10 protein-coding genes and 1 pseudogene are annotated in these 12934 nt (G+C 41.5%); 6 read left to right on the top strand and 5 right to left on the bottom strand.

What is annotated here, in order from left to right; genetic code table 11:
- Positions 1 to 218 precede the first annotated feature (218 nt).
- Both B9T19_RS07060 and B9T19_RS07055 read left to right on the top strand, forming a co-directional pair.
- Positions 219 to 1322, top strand: coding sequence for an AAA family ATPase (locus B9T19_RS07060; protein ID WP_094567916.1), 1104 nt, complete (start codon positions 219 to 221; stop codon positions 1320 to 1322).
- On the top strand, positions 1316 to 1807 hold the full coding sequence (locus tag B9T19_RS07055; protein WP_094567915.1) for a DUF4276 family protein: 492 nt from the start codon (positions 1316 to 1318) through the stop codon (positions 1805 to 1807). The genes B9T19_RS07060 and B9T19_RS07055 overlap by 7 nt, the downstream gene beginning before the upstream one ends.
- 431 nt (positions 1808 to 2238) lie before the next feature.
- On the opposite strand, the gene hslU is transcribed toward B9T19_RS07055, so the two are convergent.
- Together hslU and hslV are read right to left on the bottom strand one after the other, a co-directional pair.
- Positions 2239 to 3576, bottom strand: a complete 1338-nt coding sequence (gene hslU / locus B9T19_RS07050) for an ATP-dependent protease ATPase subunit HslU (RefSeq protein WP_094567914.1) — start codon at positions 3574 to 3576, stop codon at positions 2239 to 2241.
- Between the two features lie 230 nt (positions 3577 to 3806).
- Positions 3807 to 4346, bottom strand: coding sequence for an ATP-dependent protease subunit HslV (hslV, locus tag B9T19_RS07045; RefSeq protein WP_094567913.1), 540 nt, complete (start codon positions 4344 to 4346; stop codon positions 3807 to 3809).
- Positions 4347 to 4613: 267 nt separating this feature from the next.
- Between hslV and B9T19_RS07040 the strand changes: the two genes are divergently transcribed.
- Both B9T19_RS07040 and B9T19_RS07035 read left to right on the top strand, forming a co-directional pair.
- Positions 4614 to 5402, top strand: coding sequence for a molybdopterin-synthase adenylyltransferase MoeB (locus tag B9T19_RS07040; RefSeq protein WP_094567912.1), 789 nt, complete (start codon positions 4614 to 4616; stop codon positions 5400 to 5402).
- 275 nt (positions 5403 to 5677) lie between these two features.
- Positions 5678 to 6019, top strand: coding sequence for a hypothetical protein (locus B9T19_RS07035; RefSeq protein WP_094567911.1), 342 nt, complete (start codon positions 5678 to 5680; stop codon positions 6017 to 6019).
- 178 nt (positions 6020 to 6197) lie between these two features.
- Here B9T19_RS07035 and B9T19_RS07030 read toward each other — a convergent pair whose 3' ends face one another.
- Positions 6198 to 6797 carry a 2OG-Fe(II) oxygenase gene (locus tag B9T19_RS07030; RefSeq protein ID WP_094567910.1) on the bottom strand — a complete coding sequence of 200 codons (600 nt, stop codon included), beginning with the start codon at positions 6795 to 6797 and terminating at the stop codon, positions 6198 to 6200.
- Between the two features lie 285 nt (positions 6798 to 7082).
- On the opposite strand from B9T19_RS07030, the gene B9T19_RS07025 reads away from it, so the two are divergent.
- Together B9T19_RS07025 and B9T19_RS07020 are read left to right on the top strand one after the other, a co-directional pair.
- Positions 7083 to 9041, top strand: a complete 1959-nt coding sequence (locus B9T19_RS07025; RefSeq protein ID WP_094567909.1) for a PhoX family phosphatase — start codon at positions 7083 to 7085, stop codon at positions 9039 to 9041.
- A 400-nt stretch (positions 9042 to 9441) separates the two neighbouring features.
- Positions 9442 to 10602, top strand: a complete 1161-nt coding sequence (locus tag B9T19_RS07020; protein WP_094567967.1) for a linear amide C-N hydrolase — start codon at positions 9442 to 9444, stop codon at positions 10600 to 10602.
- A gap of 474 nt (positions 10603 to 11076) precedes the next feature.
- Here the strand turns inward: B9T19_RS07020 and B9T19_RS10915 are convergent.
- Positions 11077 to 11616, bottom strand: a pseudogene (locus B9T19_RS10915) (rhodanese-like domain-containing protein); the annotation flags it as partial.
- Positions 11617 to 11927: 311 nt separating this feature from the next.
- Complete coding sequence (locus tag B9T19_RS07010; RefSeq protein ID WP_094567966.1) at positions 11928 to 12872, bottom strand: AEC family transporter; 945 nt, start codon at positions 12870 to 12872, stop codon at positions 11928 to 11930.
- Positions 12873 to 12934: the final 62 nt, after the last annotated feature.

The following is a 12934-nucleotide window of genomic DNA, read 5'->3' as shown; positions in this document are numbered from 1 at the left end:
CCTATCAAATTAATTTCGAGTACTCAATTCGCTCTGATTATTATTTTGATAGTGATTTTTTAGGCGTTAACTTTGTTATCTTTAAAATAGCTTTATGCTGATCTTAGAGTCTTCTGATATTTTTTAATAATCAATGCTGATGATCAGCTTCGATGAATTTCTAGAATTAAAAATGCTACTATTAATTGACTATCTTTTACTGAATAAGGTTTAACGAAATGAGTTTGAAACAACCAATTGATCGCATAAAGATTAAAGGTTTTAAATCTATACAATCTGTAGATTTAAAGTTAACACCATTAAATGTATTAATTGGCTCAAATGGCTCAGGGAAAAGCAATTTTGTATCCTATTTCCGTCTACTTTCTCATTTAATAGAGGGGAATTTGGCATTTTGGATCAATAAGCAAGGGGGGGCTAATCGACTCTTAACTTATGGTACACAGGTGACAGAGAGATTATCATCAAGGTTGTATTTTGATAAAAATAGCTATGAATTTGAGTTAACAGCAACGGTAGATGACCGCCTTATTTTTCAAAAAGAGATCTTCTATTTTCAAGGAGATGGTTATCCAAAACCTTTTGATGTTGATTTAGGGCGGGGACATTCAGAAGCGAAGCTTAAGTCAAAGATTGATTCTGAACGAATTGCAGATTACTGTTATTCGGCAATTTCAAAGTGGCGTATCTATCATTTCCACGATACAAGTGATACAGCAAGAGTCAAACAGCAAGGGGCACTACATGATAATAAATACCTTCGACCAAATGCTTCCAATTTAGCTGCATTTTTATATAAATTGAGAGAGGAGTATAACGACACTTATACTCTGATTATTGACACTATCCGTTTAGCGATTCCTTTTTTTGATGATTTTGTATTAGAACCTAAGGCATTATCTACAGAAGAGAAACAGATTCGCCTCTTATGGCGTCAAAAAAATAGCGATTATGAATTATGGCCTAGTCAGTTATCAGATGGTTCTATTAGATTTATCTGTTTAGTTACAGCATTACTGCAGCCGGATCCACCTTCTACAATTATTTTTGATGAGCCAGAATTAGGGCTTCATCCCTATGCGATTACGTTGTTAGGAGCTCTTTTTAGGGAGGCTTCGAAGCGGATGCAAGTTATTATCTCAACGCAATCAGTTCCCCTTTTAAATCAATTTTCTGCAGATAATGTTATTACGGTTGATAGAGAGGATGGCGTTTCCATTTTTAAGCGTTTAGATGGGGAGACATTTTCGGAGTGGTTAGAAGAGTATACGCTAGGAGAACTCTGGGAAAAAAATATTTTAGGAGCAAGACCTAAATGGTAAGGGTTAACATTATTTGTGAGGGGCAAACTGAAGAGAGTTTTGTTAATGCAATTATTGCACCTTATTTTGCTACACAAGGTATCTGGATTAGTGCTCCTTTAATAGGGAAGCCTGGGCACAAAGGGGGAAATGTGAACTGGGCAAGATTAAAGCGAGATCTCACGGTCATGATGAAGAGTGACCATTCCGTCTATTGCACAACTTTTTTAGACTTTTATGGATTACATTCAGATTTTCCAGGAAAGCTGGATGCAGAGAGAGAATCAGACCTAGTAAAGAAGCTAGAAATAATGCAAGAAGCATTAGTTAACGCTGTTACTGAAACTTTAGGTGCAGAAGCTGCAACACGATTTATTCCCTATATACAGATGTATGAGTTTGAGGCAATTCTTTTTAGTGATCCACAATTGATGGAAGAGAAGTTAAATGTGAGGGGATTCTGTGCAATTAGAGATCAATTTAATTCGCCTGAGCATATGCAATAATAGTTCAAGTACAGCACCTTCGAAACGAATAGAGAAGCTTTGTCCAACTTACCATAAGGTGTTAGGGGAACAATTTTAGCAAGAGAGATGACTTTAGAGAAAATTAAAGCTGAATGTCATCTTTTTCATAACTGGCTCCAAAAATTAGAGCAACTTAAAAGCCGATAATAATCTATAGCAGAGCATTTAATACTTGAATATTAAATATATTTTTCTTTGAAACATGTAGCTTCTAATTTTTTCTAATCATGGCTGATAAAGTGGTTAATACTGTTTAGGGCGACAAATAAAAAAGCAGCTTCATCAATATTGGATCAATTGAGAAGCTGCTCTGTGTTTATATTGTGACTCTTTCTGAGAGACCTTTTTTACAGGTCTTAATTTCTCAGATTAGAGGTTCGGGTTAAAGATTCAGAATCAAAGATCAAAGATTAAAGAATAAAGCGACTGAGATCTTCATCTTCTACGAGATCTTCTAACTCATTTTTCACATACTCTTCTGTGACAACAAATTTTTCACCATCGCGATCAGAAGCGGTAAATGAGATCTCTTCTAAGAGACGTTCTAAAATGGTGTGGAGGCGACGAGCTCCGATATTTTCTGTCTTCTCATTCACTTCAAATGCCATCTTAGCAATTTTGTGTAATGCAGAATCATCAAACTCAAGCTCAACACCTTCTGTTTTAAGAAGCGCCTTATACTGTTTAATAAGTGCTGAAGAGGGCTCTGTTAAGATACGGTAGAAGTCATCCGCATTGAGTGATTTTAATTCGACACGAATCGGAAGACGACCTTGTAATTCAGGGATCAGATCAGAAGGTTTAGCTAAGTGGAAAGCTCCTGATGTGATAAAGAGGATATGGTCCGTCTTAATTGCCCCATATTTTGTGGAGACAGTACAACCCTCAATTAATGGTAGAAGATCGCGCTGAACCCCTTCACGGGAGACATCCGCGCCGGAAGTTTCCCCTTTACGGCACACTTTATCGATCTCATCAATAAAGACAATACCTTGGTTTTCAGCAATTTCGATCGCTTTCTGTTTTGCTTCCTCTTCATTGATTAGACGCGCAGCTTCCTCATTTTGAACCACTTTGAGCGCATCTTTGATCTTCATCTTTTTGCTCTTTTTCTTCTCCATTCCCGATTGTTGGAAGAGCGATTGCAGTTGATCTGCCATCTCTTCCATGCCGGGAGGGGTCATGATATTAACGCCGACACCTGTACTTGCGATTTCGATATCGATCTCTTTATCATCCATCTCGCCACGGATAATTTTTTCGCGGAATTTTTGACGCGTTGGGCTCTCTGCCTTGGGCGCATTAGGTTCATCGGCAAAACCAACACTCTTAGGAGGAGGTAAGATCGCATCGAGAACGCGCTCAATAGCAGCTTCCTCAGCTTTTGGATAAGCTTCTTTAATCATGCGCTCACGGACTTGTTTTACGGCAGCTTCAACAAGATCACGGATAATGGAGTCGACTTCACGACCGACATAACCAACTTCCGTAAATTTAGTTGCTTCAACTTTAATAAAAGGCGCATTCGCTAAAGTGGCAAGACGACGGGCAATCTCTGTTTTACCAACACCGGTAGGTCCAATCATTAAGATATTTTTAGGGGTGATCTCTTTTCTCATCTCATCTGAGACCTGTTGACGTCTCCAACGATTACGCAGGGCAATCGCTACGGATCGTTTAGCCTCATCTTGACCAATAATATAGCGATCGAGTTCTTGTACGATCTCTCTTGGTGTCATAGCACTCATATTGATAATTCCTTTCTCTTTTAACTATTTTTTAGATCATTCTTAGATCTTTTTAGATGTTGTTCAGATATTATTTAGATACTTTTCAGGACTTTTCCAAATCTTTTTCAGATTTTTCCAGATATGCTTTCAGGACTATTTGAAGAGATATACTCTTAAGATATCCTTATGCATAGATCCTTTTATGCATCTATCTTTATGCTTTATGGCCTCAATAGAGGTTATCGCTCTTAGAATGAGAGCTTCTCTAATGTCAGGTTTGTATTACTATAGATACAGACGCTGCCGGCAATTTCTAAACTTTTACGCACAATCTCTTCCGCTGAAAGCTCAGTATTTTGTAAGAGTGCTAATGCTGCACTATGGGCAAACATACCGCCCGATCCGATTGTTGCAATATCATGCTCAGGCTCAATAACATCCCCTAAACCGGAGATCACAAAGGTTGCTGTTTCATCAGCAACAATTAAGAGCGCCTCTAATTTACGAAGTGAACGCTCTGTACGCCAATCTTTCGCTAAAGCAACAGCCGCACGGGTAAGATTCCCGCCATGCTGTGCGAGCTTCTCTTCAAAGCGTTCAAAGAGTGTAAAAGCATCTGCGGTTCCACCAGCAAAGCCAGCGATCACTTTACCATTATAGAGACGGCGAACTTTACGCGCATTGCCTTTCATAATGGTGTTTCCCATAGATACCTGACCATCGCCACCAATGACCACTTCATTGCCGCGACGTACTGCACAGATGGTTGTCCCTCTAAACTGTTCCACAATTAAACTCCTTATAGTTTTAAGTTGGCATGCTAATATAATGTGGCATCTTTAGCCCATTTCAAGATGAAAGTAGAAAATGTGCCAAACTTACACATTTTTTGAAGAGAGAATAGATGGGAAGAAGAGGCATTATCTTAGAGATAGATCAGACAGGTCTGATGTAGGGTTGTGAATATAATTCGCTCTTGCCATAAGGGTTATTACCATTAAAGGTCGGTAAGTTTTTAAAGAGTGTCATATTTTCAAATTAAGGGAGAAGGGCAGATGAGAGATCGAAAAGAGAGTGCCGGCGCATTTGATGATTCACTCTTAAGTGATGATGAATTACTACGCTATTCGCGCCATATTATGTTGGATCAATTTGATTTAGCAGGTCAGGAGAGACTTAAACAAGCGCATGTTGTCGTCGTGGGTTGCGGTGGGCTTGGCATGGCGGCTCTTCCTCTTTTTGCTGGTGCCGGAATCGGAAAAATCACATTGGTGGATTATGATCGGGTCGATATTACCAATCTTCATCGGCAGACCGGCTATCGTATGGGGGATCTTAATCTTTCAAAGGTGAGGCAAGCGGCAAAGCATATGCGAGAGCTCAATCCCAATGTCACGCTCGTTGAGGTGGAGCAGAAAGTCTCTTTTTCCGAATTGGAATCGCTGATTCAGGATGCTGATGTTGCACTCGATTGTAGTGATAATTTTGCGCTACGGAAAGATCTGAATCGTGCCTGTTTTCTCAATCGCGTTCCTCTTGTTTCAGGTTCTGCTGTCCGCTATGAGGGGCAATTGACTGTTTTTGATTTTCGTGATGAAAATAGCGCCTGTTATGAGTGTCTCTTTGGGGGAGAGCATGCAGATGATGGTAATTGTGCGCTCTTTGGTGTCTTCTCTCCTGTAGTTCATATTATCGGTGTTTCCCAGGCGCAGGAAGCTCTTAAATTGATTATGGGTTTAGGTTCAATTGCGGTGGGGGAGATCTGCCTCTACAATGCGCTCAACTTTAGTTGGCAGAAATTTAAATATCGACGTAATCCCGATTGCCCCCATCATCGAATCTGAAAAATTAGAGGCCAAAGTGTTAACTTCACCTCTTAATTAAGGTAAATTAGGGTAAATTTCGACAGAGAAGTGAACGATCAATAGATGTCACGCGGGGCAGCTAGATACCATTAGAGAGGCTATTAGAGATCCCATTAGAGATAATTTAATGTTGATCTGCTCATGTCAGTCAAGAAACGATCAAGAAAAGATTGATCGTAGAAAGTTGAGAACAATATCAGAGAATCAGCGAGATTGCCGATCCCTCTATTCCGAACAAGAGAGAAGGTTGAATAATGAAAAAGTTTTTTGCAATAAGTAGTTTAAGTGCGCTTATTCTTGCCGGATGCGCAACGACAGAAGCTCCCACGAAGAGTGTCAGTTATACCGATTATAAAGATAACCACAAACATGATACGGAACTGGTTTCCGATAAACATTATGAGAGTTATCTTGCTTGTGTTCGAAGTGGTCTTAAATCCCATCAAGTGACGGAGTCTGCGCTTAAAGGAAATGGTGCTCGACTTCAGAGTGGTAACCACTTTGTGATTGAGATCTATCGCGCTATCGATAGTACTTATGCGCGTGCCGATAGTGATGATAAGCGTATTATCGATCTTCTCCATCGCTGCAAATAGTGCGTTGGGTAAGAATCAGTTGCCACTAACAGTTATCACTGATGATCGCTACTAACTGTAAAGGTCAGAGCATATTAGAAGAGTAACCTCATTGGGTTACTCTTTTTTTATAGTTTTTTATAGTTTTTATAGGCTCTATGATTGTAGATTTTTAAAAGCGGTAGAGTGGGTCGGGAGTTTAGAGAAATCTTTCCGTAAGATACCATCCGGTAATACTCTCTCGCATCTTTTGGGTCGGTAAGACCTCATGTGGGAAATCTTCAGAGAGAAAGAGAATCATCTGTCCCGCTTTTGGCGGTAGAGTTAAAATCACCTCATCTGAATCGGGTTGTTCGCGACTATAGATTAACAATTCACCGCCATCTCCCGGTTGCCACGACTCATTGAGATAGAGCACCGTAGTGATTTTTCGGCGATTCTGATTTCGAGCATTATCATTATGCCGTTTATAGTAAGCACCACTTGGATAGCGACAGAAATGGGTCTCAAAGTCGCGTAAGCCAAGGTAGAGTTCCCGATTGAGAGATTGTCGAATATCCTCCATCTTTTCAAAATAGTTGGCAATCGGCTCGCCCATTGTTGGTTCGAGCCAGAGGGTGAGATCGCCTCTAATCTCTCGATTCCCCTGTAACGTATGGCGGTGACCGATACGAGCTTCTTGTAATTGATCTTCCGGGATTGCCTCTTTCAGATCGGCAACCTCAAAAGGGGTAAGAAAATCATCCCACACATAGTAGCCCTGTGTGGTGAGCGCATCGATAAGATTGTCTGTTTTCATAGTGAATTTCAGAGATAAAAGTTAAGAAGAGTTTTATATAGTGAAATCCAAAAAAATTAAAATAAAAAACTTAAATGAAATCGTGCATACCTCCATAACTACCGTTATTTAGGGACTTTTAGTTGTAAAACTGATTGTAAAATATTTCTATTTATTGTCAAAAAAATTAGCAAGAAGCTGTCATTACAGTGTCATATTGCATGCCTACTATAGTGAGTGACCCGATTGCAGAACGGGAGTCCTTCTATAGCTTTTGAATAGCTTTTGATTTTTTGGAGATCAATCATGACACGTAAACGTGATGAATTTGAAGTAAATAATCAGACCACAAACTCAGCCTTCTCGGAAGTGATGGATGCGCGTATCTCACGTCGCTCACTCTTTAAGATGGGGGGATTAGGTGTTACCGCCGGTATTATGTCGCTCTTTCCATCTAATCTTTTTGCCGATAACTCCCGTGATGAAGTGATAAAAGCCGCAGCGAGTGGACGCGTCTCATTTAAGCCGGTTCCTTACTCGGTATTAGATACGGTGATTGTTCCCGAAGGATATGAAGCAGTTGCCTTCTATAAGTGGGGTGATCCTATTGGACTTCCCGGTAATAATCCTGAATTTAAGAAAGATGGTTCAAATAGCGCTGCCGATCAAGCAGCTCAAGCAGGGATGAATCATGATGGGATGGCTTATTTCCCATTAGGATCAGGGGATGAGGCTTCTCGCCATGGTCTTTTAGCGATGAATCATGAATATGTCGATAATGGTCTTCTCTTTACCGATGGTGAAGCGAATTGGTCTGCCGATAAAGTTCTTAAATCACAAAATGCAATGGGAATCTCCGTTATTGAAGTGATGAAGAATGATCAAGGAGAGTGGGAGGTAGTTCGCCCTTCTCAATATGCGCGTCGTATTACGCCTCATACAGAGATGAGTATCTCCGGTCCTGCAGAAGGGCATGAGCTGATGATCACTGCCGCAGATCCTACAGGTTCAAAAGTATTGGGAACCATGCAAAACTGTGCGAATGGAAAGACGCCATGGGGAACTTACTTAACATGTGAGGAGAACTGGGCCGATATCTTTGTGAAAGCAGAGGGTGAGCATAATGCTTTAGAGAAGCGTTATGGTATTGCTGATAGTGACACTGCTTATCGTTGGGTGGAGTTTGATGAGCGCTTCAATGTAGATAAACATCCAAATGAGGTGAACCGTTTTGGTTGGGTGGTAGAGATCGATCCTGAAGATCCTACCTCAACACCGGTCAAACATACGGCGCTCGGTCGTTTTAAACATGAGGGTGCTGAGCTTGTTGTTGGACCGGATAAGCGCGTCGCCGTCTATATGGGCGATGATCAGCGTTTTGAGTATATCTATAAGTTTGTGAGTCGTGATCAATATGACCCGGCGAAAGGGAAAGCAAATAGCCAGCTTTTAACCGATGGAACGCTCTACGTTGCTCGTTTTGATGAGAATGGAAAAGGAGAGTGGATCCCCCTAGTTTATGATGAAAATGGATTAACAGCAGAAAATGGCTTTAAAAATCAGGGTGATGTGGTGATCAATGCTCGTAGTGCCGCTGATATTGTAGGCGCAACGAAGATGGATCGTCCTGAGTGGATTGCGGCAGATCCTAAAAACCCTGGCAGTATCTACTGTACATTGACCAATAATAGTAACCGCGGAAAAGCAGGTTATCCTGGAAAAGATGCGGCAAATCCTCGTGATAATAATCTCTTTGGGCATATTATTCATTGGCAGGAAGATAATGCTGATGTCACATCACCCACATTTGAGTGGGATATCCTAGCATTAGCGGGATCTGATTTGACAGATGATCCTAATCTAAAAGCACAAAATCGCGGTGATGCTTTTGGTAGCCCTGATGGATTAGCTTTTGATCATAATGGAATCTTATGGGTGCAGACCGATGTCTCCTCATCAACCATTAATCAGAAAGCGTATGCCGGCATGGGGAATAATCAGATGTTAGCGGTTGATCCTGCTGATGGTTATTTCAAACGTTTCTTGGTGGGACCTAATCGTAGTGAGATTACGGGAATCTCCTTTACACCTGATAATAAGACGCTCTTTATCAATATTCAGCATCCTGGTGAGCCCGATAATGGAACAACTGATCCTTCTGCGGCATTAGCGCTCTCAACATGGCCTGATGGTGCGGCGGCTGGGCGTCCTCGCTCAGCAACTGTGGTGATTCAGAAGAGAGATGGTGGCGTGATCGGCAGTTAATCATTTTGATCTCTAATCATAATCTCATTATGAGTTTATTATGAGCTTATTATGAGCTTATTATGAGATAGCGATAGAGCCTCCTTTAATCTCAATTACATTTTAGTAGTTGGGCTCTTAAAGGGGCTTTTTAGTTCTTCTTACATTTTTCTTTTAGCTTTTTTCTTATTTTAATCATCGCTTATTTCGCTTTTTTTATCGATTTTTATAAAAAAAGTGAAAGAGATCAGCCGCTCTGATGGTAAAATAGGCAGAAAGTAGAGTGTTATGAGATAAAGGGAGTGATCCTAATATCGCTATTTTTGACATCTCTATCTCAGATTTCTCTTTAATAAGAGCTATGCTAAAGAAGGATTATTAAATTATGCGTAATATCTTCAAAAAATCTCCCCTCCTTAACATGAAAAAAGTGGCTGTTGCCGTTGGTGCTGCGCTACTTTTAACCACGGCAGCAGAAGCGTGTACCCGTGTTGTATTCCATGGTGATAATGATCGTAATATTACGGCAAGATCGATGGATTGGAAGAGTGATGTGGGGACTAATTTATGGATCCTCCCTAAAGGAATGGCCCGTACCGGTGAGGCAGGGAATCGCTCAATTGAGTGGGTCTCTCAATATGGTAGCTTAGTGGCAACAGGTTACGATATCTCCACAACTGATGGGGTCAATGAGGCGGGACTCAACGCGAATCTTCTTTGGCTTGCTGAATCAGAATATCCTAATCCATCCGTCCTGAATGAGAAGCCGACGATGGCGATCTCTCTTTGGGCACAATATATGCTCGATAATTTCGCAACGGTGGCGGAAGCGGTTGAGTTCCTAGAGAGCGAGCCCTTTATTATTGTGACAGCAGAAGTACCAGGTGAGACCCGTTTAGCAACACTCCATCTCTCGATGTCTGATGCAACCGGCGATAGCGCGATTGTGGAGTATGTGGATGGGAAGCAGGTGATCCACCATGATCGGAGTTATCAGGTGATGACAAACTCTCCGACATTCGATAAGCAGTTAGCGATGAATGAGTATTGGGAAGGCATTGGGGGAACGGTTGTATTGCCGGGAACTAATCGTGCTGCAGATCGTTTTGCACGTGCCTCATTCTATATCAATGCGATTCCAACCGGCGGGACGATGAAAGATTCGATCTCTAGCGTTTTTAGTGTTATTCGTAATGTCTCTGTTCCTTATGGTCTCAATACGGAAGAGGAACCTAATATCTCTTCAACTCGCTGGCGCACAGTAGTGGATCATAAAGAAGGGCTTTACTTCTTTGAATCGGCAATCTCTCCTAATATCTTCTGGGTTGATCTTAAAAAAATCGATTTTTCCCCGGGTGAAGAGAATGTAAAAAAACTCGATCTTGGGCAGAATCAATCTCATATCTATTCAGGAGAGGTCTCTTCAGAATTTGTTGTAACCCCCGCCTTTAAATTCCTTGGAATTACTGAAGCGCAGTTACAAACAGAGATGGAGAAAGAGCGTGCGGAAGCGCGTGCTTTTGAGGAAAAGGAAGCGGCAGAACTAAGAGAGAATGAGAGCGTGGATACCGTTCCTCTTTAAGTGAGAGAGGAGAGATCTAACAACAAAAAAGCACTGATCAAATGATCAGTGCTTCTACAATCGAATGCGTTTTAAATAGATTGGTTGCGAATCGTTTTATGCGGCAACTTCTTCTATGATCACCGCAGGAGCATCCTCTTTTTTAGGCATCTCTTTTAGATTATTGAGATCATCTTTTTTGTGATCAAAGAACTCTTTCGCCTTATCAACGGCATTATCGAGATTCTCTTTCTGCTGCTCTAAAACATCTTTGACACTATCTGAAGCATTATCAACAGCATTTTTAAGATCTTCTTTCATCTCATTGAGATGGCTCTTTTTATCCGCTGCTTCATCTTCAACGGTTGCCGCATCACTTTCGACCACCACTTCTGCTTGATCGAGCGCTGCATTTGTTGCGGTCTCTGTATCGGTTGCGGCGGCTTCAATTGCTTTCTCAGCCACCTCTGTATCTGCTTTTACCGCATCACCGGCATCAGTACGATAGATCTTATCACCACTCATTTTAGCGCCCCAGGGAAGATCAGAGTTCTGCCAACCATTTTGAAGACGGAAGCCTTTCATTTCGCCCTCTTTAATGACATCCCCTTGGAAGCCATTCACAACATAGTGCGCATTGGTAAATCCAGCATCTCGTAATGTTTCAGCACTTGGTTTTCCACGCTCACTGCCTGAACGGCACATTGTGATGATCATGGTCTCTTTCGGGAGGTTTCTCGCCTCTAAAGCTGCGGCAACCTCTTCAGCAAATTGATCATTCTTATTCATCTTAAAAGCACCTCTCTCATCGCTCCATTCTGTTCGATCGACAATGAGGAAGGGAATATTGAGATCAACAACATCTGTGCTACCGACAAACATAATCTCAACAGGATCACGGACATCCACAAAGAGCACAGGTGTTTCACTCTCCATCTTCAATTGATAGGTCTCTTGAGGTGTTAATCCCATCTCTTCTGCGGCAAAAGACCATGAAGCAAGAAGAAAAAGGGAGGATAAAATCAATTTTTTCATAATAGTCACTCTCTTAACTAGTTGAAAATAGATCATTCGATCGCTATCGATGATTAGCCGATGATTCAGTTGATCGATATGAGTGATAGACTCGCTCTATCCCCTCTATTTTAACAGATGGAATATATTTTTGTATATTGATAATCTGGCGATTTGGTGATCTGATGATTTGCTTATCTGTCATGACTTGAGATATTAATCCCTAGATCGTTTAACCGGCTGATTGGTTGTTTGGTTGATCCGGTTTATCAAGTTGATGGAGTGATATTATCGCTGTTGTTGCTGACTAGATATAGAGTATATAGAGTCTTTTAGAGCAGAACCACAATGATCGGTGTTGTAATTGCCGAGAGAATTGTCGTTAAGATAATACTGGAGGCAACGGCATCTTCAATTACTTGGAATTTTAATGCCATTAGATAGACATTCATCCCTGTTGCGATAGAACCTAAAATAACAATCGCTTTTGTCTCAAAAGGGGGTAATCCCATTAGAAGCGCTACGCCCCAGATAATGAGCGGATGGAGAATGAGTTTAAAGAAGGTGATATTGAGGCTCAATTTCAGATTGGCGCCAAGCCGATACTTCGCCAACCCCATGCCGAGAACCAAGAGTGAAAGTGGGGCAACCATATCGGAAAACATCTCAATGGTATGGGTAGCAAAGGTAGGGATCGGTACTCGGAGAAAGCTCACTAAGAGCCCGAGCATGATGCCGACTACAATTGGGTTTTTCAGAACGCCACGAAAAGTGAGCAAAAATCCTTTAAGCGAGAGAGAACCATGATCTGCCCACTCAATCGCAACGGAGACTAAGCTCCAGAGTAAAAGCGCATTAAAGGAGATCACAAGCGCCGATACAGCAATCGCTTCACTACCCATAAAGAGCATAATTAGCGGAATTCCGATCATTACATTATTGGAGAAGATTCCCCCCATTCCAAAAACAGCCGCTTCCCGAGCGCTCCGTTTTAAGACCCATTTCACATAGAGCTGTGCAATAAAGAAGAGGATAAAGGAAGCACCAAAATAGGCGATAATCAGGCGAGGGTCCATCTCCTCCTGAGTATGAAAGCGACTCATCACACCAAAGAGCATCACCGGGATTGCCAGATTGAAGAGAAAACGCGTTAATCCTTCTGTAAAGGTATTACTCCAACGGAAGATGCGGACTAGAATATAGCCGGTTGCGATCAGAATAAAAAAGGGTAGAAGGGCGTAAAATTGGGTCGCAAAGGCATGTAGAAAGAGTGTCATGACAAAAGTGCTCAATGAAAGGGGAAGTGGTTTTATTCGCGATGATGTTCGATCAGCCCCAT

This window comes from Ignatzschineria sp. F8392 (assembly GCF_002252045.1).
Taxonomy (GTDB): Bacteria; Pseudomonadota; Gammaproteobacteria; order Cardiobacteriales; family Wohlfahrtiimonadaceae; genus Ignatzschineria.
This window is presented reverse-complemented; position numbering and strand designations above follow the sequence as displayed.